Below are 16,307 nucleotides of genomic sequence, written 5' to 3'. Positions count from 1 at the left end.
CGGCGGAGAGCGGACGATGGAGAACGAGAACGCGCTGTTGTGGGAGGTCTCGGCCTCCGAATTCGTCTTCGTGACGGTGATCCTGGCCGGCTCGGCGGCCTATCTCACCGGCCGGGCGATGGCGCGCGGCTGGCTGGCCGACGCGCAGCTCGTCTTCTACATCGTGCTGCTGGCGGCGGCGACGCGCTTCATCCACTTCGCGCTGTTCGGCGGCACGCTGCTGGCGCCCTACTACTACGCCGTCGACCTTCTGGTGCTGCTCGTCGTCGCGTTTGCCGGCAAGCGGCTGACGCGCGCCCGGCAGATGGCCGTTCAGTACAGTTTCAAATACGCCCGTCGCGGCCTCTTCGGATGGCAAGAAAGGCCGGGCGGCAAAGCATGAGAATCATGCACGAAGTCTTTCCTTCGCGAAGGAGTTGGGCTTTGATGCTTGACACGCGGGAGGCAGGTCCCGCCGCGGCAGATCCGGAGAGAGCACCGTTCCGGCGCGCCAGGGGAGTATCCGGTGTTTTGAGGGAGAGAACATGAAAAAGTCACTCTTGGCTGGGGTCGCCCTCAGCTTCGCGATGACGGGCGCCGCCTATGCGGAGATCGTCATCGCCGTCGCCGGCCCGATGACGGGCCAGTACGCCTCGTTCGGCGAGCAGATGAAGGCCGGGGCCGAGCAGGCCGTCGCCGACATCAACGACGCCGGCGGCGTCAACGGCGAGATGCTGCGCCTGGAGGTGGGCGACGATGCCTGCGATCCCAAGCAGGCCGTGGCGGTCGCCAACCAGTTCGCCGGTTCGGGCGTCGTCTTCGTGGCCGGGCACTTCTGCTCGGGCTCGTCGATCCCGGCGTCGAACGTCTATGCCGAGGAGGGCATCATCCAGATCTCGCCGGCCTCGACCAACCCCGCCTTCACCGACGAGCGGCCCGGTCCCGGCGTCTATCGGGTGTGCGGCCGCGACGACCAGCAGGGCGCGGTGGCCGGCCAGTTCCTGATGGACAACTTCGGCGACAAGAAGGTGGCCTTCGTGCACGACAAGACGGCCTACGGCAAGGGCCTGGCCGACGCCACCATGGCGGCCTACGAGGCGGCCGGCGGCACGCCGGCGCTCTACGAGGCCTACACGGCCGGCGAGAAGGACTACACCGCGCTGGTCTCCAAGCTGAAGCAGGAGGGCATCGACGTCCTCTATGTCGGCGGCTACCACACCGAGGCCGGCCTGATGGCGCGCCAGATGCGCGAGCAGGGCATGGACACCGTGCTGGTGTCGGGCGACGCGCTGGTCACCGACGAGTACTGGGCGATCACCGGCGAGGCCGGCGAGGGCACGCTGATGACCTTCTCGCCCGACCCGCGCAAGAACGAGGTCGCCAAGCCGGTCGTCGACGCGCTGCTGGCCGCCGGCAAGACCGCCGAGGGCTACGCGCTCTACACCTACGCCGCGATCCAGGCCTGGACCGACGCCGTCGAGGCGGCCGGCTCGACCGACTACGACGCGGTCGTCTCGGCCCTCGACGACGGCACCTTCGAGACCGTGCTCGGCACGCTCGAGTTCGACGAGAAGGGCGACGTCACGCTGCCCGGCTACGTGTTCTACGAGTGGAAGGACGGCCAGTACGGCTATCTCGAGGAGTAGCCGACGCGCCTTGCGGAGGTCTGCGGCCCGGCGCCTGGCGCCGGGCCGCTTTTGTTGTGCGCTTGCCGTGCAGCGCGATGCCTCCGTCGCGCGGTCCGGTGCAGGCGACATCCCGCGGCTTGCGCGTTTGCACCGCACCATTTCCCGCGCTAAGCAGTCACACCCGCCTGTAAGCCCTTCCCGGAGGATCGCGCACGTGCCCATCCGCAAGCTGCTTGTCGCCAACCGTTCCGAGATCGCCATCCGCGTCTTCCGCGCCGCCAACGAGCTCGGCATCCGAACCGTGGCGATCTGGGCGGAGGAGGACAAGTACGCGCTGCACCGCTTCAAGGCCGACGAATCCTATCAGGTCGGCCGCGGCCCGCATCTCGAGCGCGACCTGGGGCCGATCGAGAGCTACCTGTCGATCGACGAGGTGATCCGCGTGGCGCTGCAGGCCGGCGCCGATGCGGTGCACCCCGGCTACGGACTGCTGTCGGAGAGCCCGGAGTTCGCCGAGGCCTGCGCGGCCAACGGGCTGATCTTCATCGGCCCGCGGCCGGAGACGATGCGCCGGCTCGGCAACAAGGTCGCCGCGCGCAACCTGGCCGTCGAGGTCGGCGTGCCGGTGGTGCCGGCCACCGAGCCGCTGCCCGACGACATGGCCGAGGTCGCCCGGATGGCCGAGACGATCGGCTATCCGATGATGCTCAAGGCGTCGTGGGGCGGCGGCGGGCGCGGCATGCGCGTCATCCGCGAGGCCGGCGCGCTGGAGCGCGAGGTGCAGGAGGCCAAGCGCGAGGCCAAGGCCGCCTTCGGCAAGGACGAGGTCTATCTGGAGAAGCTCGTCGAGCGCGCCCGCCACGTCGAGGTGCAGGTGCTGGGCGACACGCACGGCAACGCGGTGCACCTGTTCGAGCGCGACTGCTCGATCCAGCGGCGCAACCAGAAGGTCGTCGAGCGGGCGCCGGCGCCCTATCTCGACGCGGCCAAGCGCGAGGAGCTGGCCGGCTACGCGCTCAAGATCGCCAACGCCACCGACTATGTCGGCGCCGGCACGGTCGAGTTCCTGATGGACGCCGACAGCGGCCGGTTCTACTTCATCGAGGTCAATCCGCGCATCCAGGTCGAGCACACGGTGACCGAGGAGGTGACCGGCATCGACATCGTCAAGGCGCAGATCCACATCCTGGAAGGCAAGCGCATCGGCGAGCCGGCGTCCGGCGTGCCGCGGCAGGAGGAGATCGCGCTCAACGGCCACGCGCTGCAGTGCCGCATCACCACCGAGGACCCCGAGCAGAACTTCATCCCCGACTACGGCCGCATCACCGCCTATCGCGGCGCCACCGGCTTCGGCATCCGGCTCGACGGCGGCACGGCCTATTCGGGCGCCGTCATCACGCGCTACTACGACCCGCTGCTGGAGAAGGTGACGGCGTGGGCGCCGTCGGCGGAAGAGGCGATCCTGCGCATGGACCGGGCGCTGCGCGAGTTCCGCATCCGCGGCGTGGCGACCAACCTGACCTTCCTCGAGGCGATCGTCGCGCATCCGCGCTTCCGCGACAACTCCTACACCACGCGCTTCATCGACGAGACGCCGGAGCTGTTCGCCCAGGTCAAGCGGCAGGACCGCGCCACCAAGCTGCTCAACTACCTGGCCGACGTCACCGTCAACGGCCATCCCGAGACGCGCGACCGGCCGCGGCCCAACGCGCATGCCGCCGCGCCGCGCGTGCCCTTCGTCGACCGCCCGGTGCCCGACGGCACGCGCCAGCGGCTCGACGCGCTCGGGCCGGAGGGCTTCGCACGCTGGATGCGCGAGGAGCGCCGGGTGCTGGTCACCGACACGACGATGCGCGACGGCCACCAGTCGCTGCTCGCCACGCGCATGCGCACCTTCGACATCGCCCGCATCGCCGGCGTCTACGGCCGGGCGCTGCCGGAGCTGTTCTCGCTGGAGTGCTGGGGCGGCGCGACCTTCGACGTCGCCATGCGCTTCCTCACCGAGGACCCGTGGGAGCGGCTCCGGCTGATCCGCGAGGGCGCGCCGAACATCCTGCTGCAGATGCTGCTGCGCGGCGCCAACGGCGTCGGCTACACCAACTATCCCGACAATGTGGTCGAGCACTTCGTGCGCCAGGCGGCGGCCGGCGGCATCGACCTGTTCCGCGTCTTCGACTGCCTCAACTGGGTCGAGAACATGCGTGTGGCGATGGACGCGGTGCGCGCCGAGGGCAAGCTGTGCGAGGCGGCGATCTGCTACACCGGCGACATCCAGGACCCGGAGCGGGCGAAATACGACCTCAACTACTATGTCGGGCTCGCCCGCGAGCTGGAGGCGGCCGGCGCGCACATCCTGGCGATCAAGGACATGGCCGGGCTGCTCAAGCCGGCGGCCGCGCGCGTGCTGTTCAAGGCGCTGCGCGAGGCGACCGACCTGCCGATCCACTTCCACACGCACGACACCTCGGGCATCGCCGCGGCCACGGTTCTGGCGGCGGTGGAGGCGGGCGTCGACGCCGTCGACGCGGCGATGGACGCCGTGTCGGGCAACACCTCGCAGCCCTGCCTGGGCTCGATCGTCGAGGCGCTCGAGCGCGACGAGCGGGCGACCGGGCTCGATCCGGAGTGGATCCGGCGCATCTCCTTCTACTGGGAGGCCGTGCGCAACCAGTACGCCGCCTTCGAGAGCGACCTCAAGGGGCCGGCCTCGGAGGTCTATCTGCACGAGATGCCGGGCGGCCAGTTCACCAATCTGAAGGAGCAGGCCCGCTCGCTGGGGCTCGAGACGCGCTGGCACGAGGTGGCGCAGGCCTATCACGACGTCAACCTGATGTTCGGCGACATCGTCAAGGTGACGCCGTCGTCCAAGGTGGTCGGCGACATGGCGCTGATGATGGTCAGCCAGGACCTCAGCGTCGAGCAGGTGCTCGACCCGAACAAGGACATCGCCTTCCCAGACTCCGTGATCTCCATGCTGCGCGGCGATCTCGGCCAGTCGCCGGGCGGCTGGCCGGAGGCGCTGCAGAAGAAGGCGCTCAAGGACGAGGCGCCGATCACCGTGCGGCCGGGCTCGCTGCTGGCGCCGGCCGATCTCGATGCCGCGCGCGCCGAGCTCGAGGAGACGGTCGGCCGCGCGGTCGACGAGCAGGAGCTGTCGGCCTGGCTGATGTATCCCAAGGTGTTCGTCGAGTTCGCCGCCGCGCAGGAGAGCTACGGTCCGGTCAGCGTGCTGCCGACGCCGGTCTATTTCTACGGCATGGCGCCGGAGGACGAGATCCTGGTCGACATCGAGCGCGGCAAGACGCTGGTCGTCCGCTGCCTGGCGATCGGCGAGGCCGACGACAAGGGCATGGTGACGGTGTTCTTCGAGCTCAACGGCCAGCCGCGCCGCGTGCGCGTGCCCGACCGGGCGCACGGCGCCGGGGCGGCCAAGGCGCGGCGCAAGGTCGAGCCGGGCAACGAGGCGCAGGTCGGCGCGCCGATGCCGGGCGTGGTCTCGTCGGTCGCCGTGGCGGCCGGCCAGACGGTCAAGGCCGGCGACGTGCTGATGTCCATCGAGGCGATGAAGATGGAGACCGCGCTGCACGCCGAGCGCGACGGCACGGTGGCCGAGGTGCTGGTCTCGGCCGGCGACCAGATCGACGCCAAGGACCTGCTCGTCGTCTTCGAGTAGAGCGTTGCCGGGCGGCGACGCCCGGGCGCCGTCGCGGAACGCTCGGCAGGCGCCGGAACGGCGCTCCGGCCGTCAGCCGCTCGCCGCATAGGCGGCGAGCGCGGCGTGCAGGAAATCGGCGACGCGGCGGATGCGCGGGCTGGTGCGCACGTCGCGATGCATGGCGAGCCACATCGGCAGAACCGGAAGGCGCAGCTCCGGCAGCAGCGCCTCGACATGTGGATCGGCGGCGACCAGCGCACGCTGCGCGAAGCCGATGCCGTTGCCGGCGCGCACCGCCTCCCACAGCACCGGCTGGCTGTCGCAGCGCAGGCGGAAGGCGTGGCGGTCGACCGCCGTGCCCATGGCGGCGAAGCCGCGGATGATGGCGTCGTCGCGGTCCTGGCCGATCAGGTCGTGCGCGAGCAGGTCGAGCGGCGCCTGCGGTCGGCCGCGGCGGGCGAGATAGCGCGTCGCCGCACAGGCGGTGAGCGGCAGGTCGGCCACCTTGCGCGCCAGCAGGTCGAGCTGTTCGGGCGCCACCATGCGCACGGCGATGTCGGCGTCGCGGCGCAGCAGGTTGTCGACCCGGTCGGAGGCGACGATCTCGACCTCGATCTCCGGCTCCGCCTCGCCGAGCCGGGCCAGCATCGACGGCAGAACGTAGGTGGCGACGATCTCGCTCGCCGAGACGCGCACCGTGCCGGCCACCGTTTCCGTGGCGCCGAGCGCCAGACGCGAGAAGGCGGCCGCCTCCTCGCCGACGCGGCGCGCCCGGTCGTAGAGCCGCAGGCCGCTGTCGCTCAACGCATAGCCGCGCCGGCCGCGGCGGAACAGGGTGAGGCCGAGCGCCCGCTCGAGCTCGGCGACGTGGCGGCCGAGCGTCGGCTGGCTGGTGCCGAGCCGCCGTGCCGCGGCCGACAGGCTGCCGGTCTCGGCGATGGCGATGAAGCTCTTGATCAGGTTCCAGTCGAGGTCGGTCAGCGCCACAATCTATTCATTCATGAATGAAACAAGATCAACAATAGCAAATTTTCCTTCACGCATGAAGATGCGATCGTCCGTTCCACAGCGATGGAAACCGGCAACGGAAAAAGGAGACATGCCATGCCGACGATCGTGATCCTGGGGGCGGCCGGCCGTGTCGGCGACGCGGCCGCCCGTGCCTCCCTGGCGGCCGGCTGGCGGGTGCGCGGCGTCGGCCGCGGCGCGCGCACGGCGCAGATGGCGCCCGGCGTCGAGCCGGTGGCGGCCGACGCGGCCGACCGCGCGGCGCTTATCGATGCCTGCCGCGGCGCCGACGTCATCCTCAACGCGCTCAACCCGCAATACACCGAATGGGCCGACAAGGTGCTGCCGATGGCCGAGGCCGTGCTCGCCGCGGCGGAAGCCAGCGGCGCCACCCACATGCTGCCCGGCAACGTCTACAATTTCGGCTACGGGATCGGCCTCGACACGGCCGAGGATGCCGCGCAGCAGGGCGGCACGGAGAAAGGCCGCATCCGCGTCGCGATGGAGGCGCTGTTCGCCCGCGCGGCGGCCGAGCGCGGCGTGCAGACGATCGTGCTGCGCGCCGGCGACTTCTACGGCGGCAGGCGGCCGGGAAGCTGGCTCGACCTGATGATCCTGGCCAAGCTGAAGCGCGACGTCTTCGTCTGGCCGGGGCCGATGGACGTGCCGCACGCCTTCGCCTATCTGCCCGACCTGGCGCGCGCCTTCGTGGCGCTGGCCGAGCGGCGCGGCGAGCTGGCGCGCTTCGCGCGCTTCCACTTCGCCGGCCACACGCTGACCGGCGCGGCGATGAAGGCGGCGACGGAGCGCGCCCTCGGCCGGCCGCTGGCGCGGCGCGGCGTGCCGTGGACGCTGTTGCGCGCCGGCGGGCTGTTCGTGCCGATGCTGCGCGAAGTGGCGGCGATGGCCTATCTGTGGTCGACGCCGCATTCGCTCGACGGACACCGGCTCGCCGGCGCGGTCGGCACGCTGCCCTCGACCGACCCCGTGGCGGCGATCGGCCAGGCCGTGCGCGATCTGGCGCTCGACGGGCGGGCCGGCACGGCCGACGTGGTCGCCGGCGCCCGCCGCGCCGCATAGGGCGTTTGCGGGCGAGGGGAAAGCCGGTTCGCCGGCCCGCCGCCGGCGCTACTCGGCCGCCTTCGGGAAGGCGTCGCCCGGCAGGTCGGTGTTGTCGGCCTTGCGCTTGCGGTCCCGCCGCTTCTTGCCGCCGTCGGCCGGCGCCGCGTCGCCGGCCGGCCCGGCCTCCGCGTCGCGGCGGCCGAACAGCCGCGCGAACAGGCTGCGGCGTGCGGCGTGCGGCCGCGTCTCGCGGGTGAACACCATCAGCGCGGCCGGCGTGACGATCAGCGTCAGCACCGTCGCGAAGGCGAGGCCGTAGACGATGGCGCTCGACAGCGCGATCCACCACTGGGTCGACGGCGCGCCGATCGTCGTCTCGTGGTTGAGGATCTCGAGGTTGACGCCGAGCGCGATCGGCAGCACGCCGAGGATCGCCGTCACCGCCGTCAGCACGACCGGGCGGGCGCGCTCGCGGCAGGTCTGCAAGACCGCCTCGAGCTTGTTCCAGCCCTCCTCGCGCAGCCGGTCGTAGGTGTCGATCAGCACGATGTTGTTGTTCACCACCACGCCGGCGAGCGCGATGACGCCGATGCCCGACATGACGACGCCGAAGGGCTGGCCGGTGATCAGCAGGCCGAGGAAGACGCCGATCGTCGACATCACCACCGCCGACAGCACCAGGAACACGCTGGTGAACTTGTTGAACTGGGCGAGCAGCACGACGAAGATGAGGAACAGCGCAGCGGCGAACGCCTTGGACAGGAAGGCCTGCGCCTTGCGGCTCTCCTCGTCCTCGCCGGCCAGGCTCCAGCGCGTGCCGCCAAGCTCCATGCCCTGCATCATGTCGGTGACGTCGGCCAGCACGGCGGCCGTCTGCGCGCCCTCGCGCACATTGGCCTCGACGACGATGGTGCGCTCGCCGTCGATGCGGTTGAGCGTGCCGACGCGCTCGGCTGGCTCGCGGGTGACGAAGTTGGCGATCGGCACCGGCCCCTGCGCCGTCTGCACGCGCAGCTGGTCGAGCGTGGCGAGCGTGCGCCGGTCCTCCGGCAGCCTGAGGCGGATGTCGACGGGATCGTCGGAGCCGGCCGGCCGGTAGTCCGACAGCTTGAGGCCGGTGGTGACGAGTTGCACCACCGTGCCCACCGAGGCGGGCGCGATGCCGTACTGCGCGGCCCTGGCGCGGTCGACGCGGATCTCCCAGTCGACGCCCGGCGGCGGCAGGCCGTCGGAGATGTCGATCACGTCGGGGATCTGGGCGAGCCGGGCCGCGACGCGCGCGGCCGTCGCGTCGAGGCCGGAGGGGTCGGCGGCCGACAGGCGGATCTGCACCGGCTTGCCGGTCGGCGGTCCGGCCTGCGGCACCTGCACGGCGACGTCGGCACCGGGAATGCCGGTCATCACCTGGCGCAGATCGGCGAGGATCGCGTTGGCCGGCTTGCGCTCGCGCCAGTCGACGAACTCGTACTGGATGGTGCCGATCACGTCCTCGGGGATCTCGGCGCCGCCGCCGCGCGTCTTGCCGACGCGGGTGTAGACGGTCTCGACGCCGGGCCAGCCGAGGATGCGCTCCTCGGCGCGGGCGACGATGGCGTCCATCTCCTGCAGCGACAGGTTGCCGCGCGCATGCACGTAGAGCAGGCCGTACTCCGGCTCGACCTCGGGGAAGAACTCGACGCCGGCACCGTACTGGCCGTAGCTGTACATGACGCCGACCAGAAGGCCGACGGCGAGCAGCAGCACGGTGACGGGAAAGCGCACGGCGCGCTTGACGATCCCCATGTAGAGGCCGTCGCGCTTGCCCTGCGGCTCGGGATGCGCCTTGCCGAACATGGCGCCCAGCGTCGGCGTGAAGACCAGCGCGTAGAGCATCGAGGCCGACAGCGTCACGATCAGCGTGATCGGCAGGTACTTCATGAAGTCGCCGACGATGTCGGGCCAGAACAGGAGCGGCGAGAAGGCGGCGATGCGCGTCATCGTGGCGGCGACCACCGGCCCGGCCATGCGCTTGGCGGCGAGCGAGAAGGCCTGCTTGCGCTCCATGCCCTCCGACATGCGGCGCTCGGCGAACTCGGTGACGATGATGGCGTCGTCGACCAGCATGCCGACCGCCAGGATGAGGCTGAACAGCACCACGATGTTGACCGTGAAGCCGGCCAGCGACAGCAGCAGCATGCCCATCAGGAAGGAGGCGGGAATGGCGAAGCCGATCATCATCGAGGCGCGCCCGGACAGCGCGTAGAGGATGACGATGAAGACCAGGATGACGGCCGTCACCACGCTGTTCTCGAGATCGCCGAGAAGCTGGCGGATCGTCTTCGACTTGTCCTGCGAGAAGCTGACCGAGGTGCCTTCGGGCAGGGTCGCGGCGAACGCGTTGGCGACCGCCTTCACCTGGTCGACCGTCTCGACCAGGTTGGCGCCGACGCGCTTCGACACCTCGATGGCGATCGCCGGCCGGCCGTCGAGCCGCGTGATCGTCTCGGCGTCCTTGTAGGTGGAGCGCACCGTGGCGAGGTCGCGGGCGCGCACCACCGCGTTCGGCCCGGCGACGATCGGCAGGTTGGCGACGTCCTCGACGGTCTCGATCAGCGCCGGCACCTTGACGGCGTAGCGGCCCTCGTCGCCCTCCAGCGTGCCGGCCGCGACCAGGCTGTTGCCGGCGTTTACGCCCTGCACGAGCTGGTCGAGCTGCAGGCCGTAGGAGGACAGCTTCACCGGGTCGATGATGACCTCGACGAGGTCCTCGCGCGCGCCGCGCAGCGCGCCCTCGAGCACGCCGGGGATCTCCTCGATGCGGTCGCGCAGCTCGCGGCCGGCCGCCGTCATCACGCGCTCGGGCAGGTTGCCGGCGAGCGTGACGACGAGAACCGGGAACTCCGAGACGTTGACCTCGCTGATCGTCGGATCGTCGGCACCCTGCGGCAGGTCGCGCTCGGCGTCCGACACCTTGGCGCGCACGTCTTCCAGCGCGTCCGACATCGCCGTGCCGGGCATGAACTCGACGAGCACGAAGCCGCCGCCCTGATAGGCGGAGGCGCGCATCTCCTTGACCCCCTTCAGGCCCTTCAGCTTGGTCTCGACCGGGCGCAGCAGCAGGCGCTCGGCGTCCTCCGGCGAGATGCCCTGGTAGCCGAGGCTGACATAGATGATCGGGATCTGGACGTCCGGCTCGGCCTCCTTCGGGATCGACTGGTAGGCGAGCGCGCCCGCGACCACGAAGAACAGCAGGATCGACAGGGTCAGCCTGGCATTGCGGATGGCGTAGTCGACGATGCCCATCGTGCCGTCCTACCGGGTGCCGCCGGCCGCGGCGGCGCCGCCGACGAGGCTGCGGATCGTTTCCGCGTCGGCCTCGACCGCGTTGACGGTCTCGCCCTCGGAGACGAGATCCTGGCCGGCGACGATGATGCGCGCGTCGGCCGGCACGCCGCCGAGCACGAGGCCCTGCGGCGTGTCGTCGACGAGGTCGATCGGATAGAAGACGACGCGGTTCTCGGCGTCGACGGCGCGCACGCCGAGGTCGCCCTCGTTGCTCAGCGTCACCACCGAGCGCGGCAGCACAACGGCCTCCACCGGGGTGGCGCGCAGCGTGACCTCGGTGGTCATGCCGGCGGGAACGGCGCGCTCGGGATTGTCGACCGCGACCTCGACGCGGAAGGTGCGCGTCTGCGGCGAGGCGGCGCGGCTGATGTAGCGCACGGTGCCCGTGCGCGTCTCGCCGGAGACGAGCCGCACCTCCGCCGCATCCCCGACGGCGAGATAGCCGAGATCGCGCTCGGAGACCTCGCCGACGGCGATCACCGGGTCGAGCTGCAGCAGCGTGGCGATCTCGGAGCCCTGCATCACCGCGGCGCCTTCCTCGACGCGGATGCGGTCGACGATGCCGGAGAACGGCGCCTCCAGCGTCGTGCGCTCCAGGTCGGCCTCGGCGGATTCGAGCTGCGAGCGGGCGGCGGCCAGCGCCGAGCGCGCCTCCTCGAGGCGCAGCTTGGGCAGGTTGCCGGAGGCGGCGAGCCGCTCGGCGGCCTCGGCTTCCGCCTCGCGCTGCACGACGAGCTGGCGCGCGGTGTCGACCGCGGCCTGCTTGCCCTCGGCCTCGAGCCGGACGATCAGGTCGCCGGCGGCGACTGCGTCGCCCTGCTCGACGGGCAGGCTCTCGACGGTGCCGGCCAGCCGGCTGACCAGCGTGGCCCGCTTGTCGGCCTCGGTCTCGCCGGCGATGCGGATGGCGCGCGCATGCGCGACGCGCGGCGGCACGACGACGCCCACCGTGGTGGGCGCGACCGCCTGCTCGACGCGCTCGGGCGCGGCCTCGTCGGCCGGCTCTACGCTGCCCGCGGAGGAAAACTCGCCCGTGGCGATCCAGGCGGTCGCTCCCGCGAGCACGAGCACCGCGGCAACCTTGTGTAGCTTCAATCTGGCCATGACGTCTTCCGGTGCGCGGCAGCGCGACGGCCGGCGGCCGGACGCGGGGCACGCGGCTCGATATGGGTCGCCGCCGCCGCCAGTTCAATCGCGGGCAGGGCGGGCGGACGGCGCGCGGCGGTTTCTATACCATTGCTGCAGTGCAAAAAGAACATCAAATCTTCGTGCCCGCCCGCCGGCGGGCCGGTCTCCTGACAGGGTTGCAGGCGGCCGGTGCGGCGCTCGCGGACATGCCGCGGCGGGACCGACGGCGCCGGCCTCGCCAGCTTGCGGCGACCGCGCACCGACCGCCCCTAGTCCGGCTCGGGACAGGGCGCGCCGGCGGCCGACCAGCGCTCGATGGCGGCGAACGTCGCCTCGGCCGAGCCCGGCGCCGGCTCGCGGCCGGGGCCGGGCTGCCAGCCCCAGCCGACCAGCGCGTCGTCACGCACATGCACGGCGATCTCGGCCAGGCTGCGCCCGCCATTGCGCTCGGGATCCTTGATCTGGGCGCAGATCTCGGCCGACGACTTGCCGAACCAGGCCATCTCGGCCGGCGCCAGATGCCAGGAGGGCGCACCGGGCGGGCCGTGCGGCTTGGCCGAATTGGTCTCGAAATGGCAGGTCATGCAGCGCAGGCCCGGATTGCCGAAGCCCGACTCGTCGGCGCCGCGGCGCACGTTGAAGGCGTGCGCCCGCGTCGCGCCGTAGCTCGGCCCCGACCAGCGCGGCCGGTTGTCCTCGACATGGCAGTTGGCGCAGCGCGGATGAGCGAGCACGGCGACGATCGCGCGCCAGGCCGGCAGGCCGCGCTCCAGGTCGACCGCCAGCGCCGGCTCGGGCGCGGCCGCGCCGTCGTCCTGCGCGGCGAGCGGGGCAAGCGCCGGCAGGGCGGCCGCCGCGGCGAGCGCCAGCATGCGGGCGCGCCGCCTCATGCAAACGTCACCGCATGCGACAGCGGCAGCCGGCGCAGGCGCTCGCCGGTCAGCGCCGAGACCGCGTTGACCAGCGCGGCGATGGCCGGCGGCGTGCCGATCTCGCCGACGCCGCCCATCTCGGGCGCGGTCTCCAGCACGGCGACCTCGAAACGCGGGCACTGGTGGATGCGCATCGCGTCGTAGTCGTGGAAGTTGGACTGCGCGACGCGGCCCTCGGCGAAGGTGATCTCCTGGCCGGTGGCCGCCGACAGGCCGAAGACGGCGCCCGACACGAGCTGCGCCTCGATGTTGCGCGGGTCGAGCGCGGTGCCGACGTCGGCGGCGAGCCACACCCGCTCGATGCGCACGCCACGCTCGCCCTCTGCCACCTCGACGACGGCGCCGGACCAGCTCCCGAAGCAGGCGGAGAACGCGATGCCGCGCGCCCGGCCGTCGCCCGGCGGCGTCTGCCAGCCGGACATGGCGGCCAGCGTGTCGACGACGTTGACCGCTGTCGGCCAGGGCTGCATCAGCCGGCGGCGCAGGGCGACCGGGTCGTGCCCGCCGGCCGCCGCGATCTCGTCCAGAAAGCACTCGTGGAAGAAGGCGTTGTAGGAATAGCCGACCGAACGCCAGTAGCCGACCGGCAGGTCGAGCGGCACCGGCACGCCCTCCACCCGGTAGTCGGGCACCGCATAGGGCTGGTTGAAGGTGCCGTCGACCAGCGAGCGGTCGGGACCGGCGAGCGGCACGCCGGGAAAGATGCGCGGCACCATGCTGGCCATGATCGAGGGCGAGGCGATCTTCATGTCGATCGCCGCCGGCAGCCCGTCGTCGCCGAGCCGGGCGCGCAGGCGGCCATAGGCGGCGGGGCGGTAGGCGTCGTGCGTGGTGTCTTCCTCGCGCGTCCAGGTGACCTTGACCGGGCGGCCGTCGGTCTCGGCCGCCACCAGCGCGGCGTAGACGGCGTAGTCGGTCTCGAGCCGACGGCCGAAGCCGCCGCCGAGATAGGTGGTGTGGACGGTGCAGGCCTCCGCCGGCAGGCCGACCGCCTCCGCGCACAGCTTCTGGACGAGGGTCGGCACCTGGTTGGGCGCCCACACCTCGAGCCGGCCGTCGGCCAGCCGGGCGGTGGCGTTCATCGGCTCCATGCAGGCATGGGCGAGCCAGGGCGCGCGGTACTCGGCCTCGACCAGCCGCTCGCGCGGCGCGTCGGCGAAGGCGACGTCGACGTCGCCGTCGTCGCGCAACGAGAAGCCGGATTCGTCGGCCGCCGCCTCGATCGCCGCCCACAGCCCGTCGTCGTCGGCCGGATAGGTGGCCGGTGCCCAGTCCGCCTCGACCGCGTCGGCGCCGCGGAAGGCGTGCCAGGTCGAGCGCGCGACGACGGCGAAGCCGTGGCCCAGGCGGTGCGCGATCGGCACCACCTTGACGACGCCGGGCATCGCCTCGGCGGCCTGCGCGTCCATGCCGCGCATCGGCGCGCCGAGATGCGGGTTCATGCGCACGGTGGCGTGCAGCATGTCGGGCAGCGCCACGTCGACGCCGTAGATCGGCGCGCCGGTCACCTTGGCGCGCATGTCGGTGCGCGGCAGCGCGGTGCCGAGCAGGCGCCAGGCCTCGCGCGGCTTGAGGGCCGGCTCGGCCGGCGGATCGAGCCGGGCGGCGGCCTGCGCCACCTCGCCGTAGCTCACGCTGCGCCCGGTGGCGGGATCGGTGACGCGGCCGTCGGCCGTCTGCAGGCTAGAGGCGGCGACGTTCAGCGTCTTGCCGGCGGCCGCCTTCAGCGTCTCGCGGGCGGCCGCGCCGGCGCGCCGCATCTTGACGAAGGCGTCGACGGTCGACGACGAGCCGCCCGTCGCCTGCAGGCCGAGGAACTTGCCGAACACGGCGATGCCGTCGCGGGCGAGCTCGGCCAGCCAGGACTCGTCGAACTGCGGGAAGGGCACGCCTTCCTTCAGCATGGCGATGTTGGCATAGGCCGGCGAGGCCGGGCCGTGCTCGATGCGCACGCGCTCGAGCGCGACGTCGAGCTCCTCGGCGACGAGCGCGGCGAGCGTCGTCTCGACGCCCTGGCCCATCTCGGCGCGCGGCACGATGATCGTGACGGTATCGTCGCTGCCGATCGTCACATAGGGGTTGAAGGCCGCCTCGCCCGCCTCGAGCCCGGCTTCGAGCGGATTGGGGTAGGGCTTGCGGTAGGCGTAGTAGCCGAAGGCGACGCCGCCGGCCACGGCGACCGCGGCGACCAGCAGCGTGCGGCGGGTGATGGTGCCGGCGCGCGACATCGCCTCAGGCCCCCGCGCCGTCGCGCGCGGCGCGCCGGATGGCGGCGCGGATGCGCGGATAGGTGCCGCAGCGGCACAGATTGCCGCCCATGGCGGCGTCGATCTCCTCGTCGCTCGGATCGGCGATCTCGGCCAGAAGCGCCACCGCGCTCATGATCTGGCCGGCCTGGCAGTAGCCGCACTGGGCGACCTGCTCGTCGAGCCAGGCCTGCTGCACGGGGTGCAGCGCGTCGCCCTCCGCCAGCCCCTCGATGGTCGTCACCGCACCCTCCACCGCGCCGACCGGCATGACGCAGGCGCGCACCGGCTGGCCGTCGACCAGCACCGTGCAGGCGCCGCAGGCGGCGATGCCGCAGCCGAACTTCGGCCCGGTGATGCCGGCCAGGTCGCGCAGCGCCCACAGGAGCGGCATGTCCGGCTCGGCGTCGATCTCGATCGGTCTTCCGTCCACCGTAAGGCGCATGGGCGCGTCCGCTTGCTGATGGCGTGGCGGCCCGTGGCGCGGACCGGGAAACAACTTGACAAAATATGTCATTTTGTCAATAGACCATGATGCCGAAAGGCATGCAGCGGTGTTCGAACGGCATCATGGCCTGTCCGATTGATCTCGCCGCATGTCTGCGGGGCCGGGCGCGTTGGCCCGGTTGCGACATGCTATAGGGGATTATGCAGCCACTCCTCGACGATGCGGCCCGGGCCGCCGATCCCAAGCGCGCGCGCATCCTGGAGGGTGCCGTCAAGGTGTTCCTCGCCTATGGCTATGCCCGCACCACGATGGACGACATCGCGCGCGCGGCGGAGGTGTCGCGGCCGGCGCTCTACGTCGTGTTCAGGAACAAGACCGACATCTACCGCGCCATCGGCGCGACGATGATGGCGCGCACGACGACGGCCGCAGAGGCGGCGCTGGCCGGCGGGGGCGGCTTCGCCGAGCGCCTGACGGCGGCGCTCGACGCCGCCTTCTTCACCACGCTGGCGCCGTTCGACGAGTCGCCGCACGGCGACGAGATCCTCGACATGAAGAACAGCCTGGCCGGCGACCTGGTGACCGAGTGGCGCGACGCCATGGCCGCGGTGTTCGCGCGCGCCGTCGCCGAGGAGGCGGCGCGCCGCGGCACCGATCTCGCCGCCCGCGGGCTGAGCGCGGCGGCGCTCGCCGACCTGCTGCTCGACAGCCTGGAGGGGATGAAGGCGCGCGGCCTGCGCATCGCCGAGATCGGCCGCCAGGCGCGCGGCGTCGTCGCGGCGGTGGATCTGGCGCTGCGCGCCTAGAGCCGTTCTGCGTTTCACGGAATCGCAGACCGGCTCTAACTCATTGTTTTCCCGCGTTTCCGAACGGCGAACCGGTTTCCACTTCGCCTGG

Annotated in this window: 11 protein-coding genes; 5 read left to right on the top strand and 6 right to left on the bottom strand. The window is 71.7% G+C overall.

Annotation, left to right across the window (positions count from 1 at the left end; translation table 11 throughout):
* The first annotated feature begins 16 nt into the window (after positions 1 to 16).
* From N1F89_RS12315 to pyc, 3 genes are all read left to right on the top strand, one after another.
* Positions 17 to 382 (top strand): DUF6867 family protein, encoded by a 366-nt coding sequence (locus tag N1F89_RS12315; protein WP_290084390.1) that lies wholly within the window; start codon positions 17 to 19, stop codon positions 380 to 382.
* A 142-nt stretch (positions 383 to 524) separates the two neighbouring features.
* Entirely contained in the window at positions 525 to 1,625 is a 1,101-nt protein-coding gene (locus N1F89_RS12310) for a branched-chain amino acid ABC transporter substrate-binding protein (RefSeq protein WP_290084389.1), read from the top strand.
* A gap of 196 nt (positions 1,626 to 1,821) precedes the next feature.
* Positions 1,822 to 5,280 carry a pyruvate carboxylase gene (gene pyc, locus N1F89_RS12305; protein WP_290084388.1) on the top strand — a complete coding sequence of 1,153 codons (3,459 nt, stop codon included), beginning with the start codon at positions 1,822 to 1,824 and terminating at the stop codon, positions 5,278 to 5,280.
* A gap of 72 nt (positions 5,281 to 5,352) precedes the next feature.
* On the opposite strand, the gene N1F89_RS12300 is transcribed toward pyc, so the two are convergent.
* Positions 5,353 to 6,243 carry a LysR family transcriptional regulator gene (locus N1F89_RS12300; protein WP_290084413.1) on the bottom strand — a complete coding sequence of 297 codons (891 nt, stop codon included), beginning with the start codon at positions 6,241 to 6,243 and terminating at the stop codon, positions 5,353 to 5,355.
* Between the two features lie 123 nt (positions 6,244 to 6,366).
* On the opposite strand from N1F89_RS12300, the gene N1F89_RS12295 reads away from it, so the two are divergent.
* Positions 6,367 to 7,350, top strand: a complete 984-nt coding sequence (locus tag N1F89_RS12295) for an NmrA family NAD(P)-binding protein (RefSeq protein WP_290084387.1) — start codon at positions 6,367 to 6,369, stop codon at positions 7,348 to 7,350.
* A 48-nt stretch (positions 7,351 to 7,398) separates the two neighbouring features.
* Here the strand turns inward: N1F89_RS12295 and N1F89_RS12290 are convergent, their stop codons facing one another.
* From N1F89_RS12290 to N1F89_RS12270, 5 genes are all read right to left on the bottom strand, one after another.
* Positions 7,399 to 10,614, bottom strand: a complete 3,216-nt coding sequence (locus tag N1F89_RS12290) for an efflux RND transporter permease subunit (protein WP_290084386.1) — start codon at positions 10,612 to 10,614, stop codon at positions 7,399 to 7,401.
* A gap of 9 nt (positions 10,615 to 10,623) precedes the next feature.
* Positions 10,624 to 11,760, bottom strand: coding sequence for an efflux RND transporter periplasmic adaptor subunit (locus tag N1F89_RS12285; protein ID WP_290084385.1), 1,137 nt, complete (start codon positions 11,758 to 11,760; stop codon positions 10,624 to 10,626).
* Between the two features lie 293 nt (positions 11,761 to 12,053).
* On the bottom strand, positions 12,054 to 12,674 hold the full coding sequence (locus N1F89_RS12280; protein WP_290084384.1) for a hypothetical protein: 621 nt from the start codon (positions 12,672 to 12,674) through the stop codon (positions 12,054 to 12,056).
* Positions 12,671 to 14,944, bottom strand: coding sequence for a molybdopterin cofactor-binding domain-containing protein (locus N1F89_RS12275; RefSeq protein ID WP_290084383.1), 2,274 nt, complete (start codon positions 14,942 to 14,944; stop codon positions 12,671 to 12,673). The genes N1F89_RS12280 and N1F89_RS12275 overlap by 4 nt, the downstream gene beginning before the upstream one ends.
* 4 nt (positions 14,945 to 14,948) lie before the next feature.
* A complete protein-coding gene (locus N1F89_RS12270) occupies positions 14,949 to 15,407 on the bottom strand; it encodes a (2Fe-2S)-binding protein (protein WP_290084382.1) in 459 nt (152 codons plus the stop codon).
* A gap of 203 nt (positions 15,408 to 15,610) precedes the next feature.
* Here N1F89_RS12270 and N1F89_RS12265 point away from each other — a divergent pair, with 203 nt between their 5' ends.
* Positions 15,611 to 16,216 (top strand): TetR/AcrR family transcriptional regulator, encoded by a 606-nt coding sequence (locus tag N1F89_RS12265; protein WP_290084381.1) that lies wholly within the window; start codon positions 15,611 to 15,613, stop codon positions 16,214 to 16,216.
* The last annotated feature ends 91 nt before the right edge of the window (positions 16,217 to 16,307 follow it).

This window comes from Aquibium sp. A9E412 (assembly GCF_030398335.1).
Classification (GTDB): domain Bacteria; phylum Pseudomonadota; class Alphaproteobacteria; order Rhizobiales; family Rhizobiaceae; genus A9E412.
This window is presented reverse-complemented; position numbering and strand designations above follow the sequence as displayed.

Excerpts from the sequence above, each read along its gene's own strand:
- N1F89_RS12295 (WP_290084387.1), top strand. The coding sequence starts at position 6,367 with ATGCCGACGATCGTGATCCTGGGGGCGGCCGGCCGTGTCGGCGACGCG.
- N1F89_RS12275 (WP_290084383.1), bottom strand. The coding sequence starts at position 14,944 with ATGTCGCGCGCCGGCACCATCACCCGCCGCACGCTGCTGGTCGCCGCG.
- N1F89_RS12310 (WP_290084389.1), top strand. The coding sequence starts at position 525 with ATGAAAAAGTCACTCTTGGCTGGGGTCGCCCTCAGCTTCGCGATGACG.
- N1F89_RS12285 (WP_290084385.1), bottom strand. The coding sequence starts at position 11,760 with ATGGCCAGATTGAAGCTACACAAGGTTGCCGCGGTGCTCGTGCTCGCG.
- N1F89_RS12270 (WP_290084382.1), bottom strand. The coding sequence starts at position 15,407 with ATGCGCCTTACGGTGGACGGAAGACCGATCGAGATCGACGCCGAGCCG.
- N1F89_RS12280 (WP_290084384.1), bottom strand. The coding sequence starts at position 12,674 with ATGAGGCGGCGCGCCCGCATGCTGGCGCTCGCCGCGGCGGCCGCCCTG.
- N1F89_RS12315 (WP_290084390.1), top strand. The coding sequence starts at position 17 with ATGGAGAACGAGAACGCGCTGTTGTGGGAGGTCTCGGCCTCCGAATTC.
- N1F89_RS12290 (WP_290084386.1), bottom strand. The coding sequence starts at position 10,614 with ATGGGCATCGTCGACTACGCCATCCGCAATGCCAGGCTGACCCTGTCG.
- N1F89_RS12265 (WP_290084381.1), top strand. The coding sequence starts at position 15,611 with ATGCAGCCACTCCTCGACGATGCGGCCCGGGCCGCCGATCCCAAGCGC.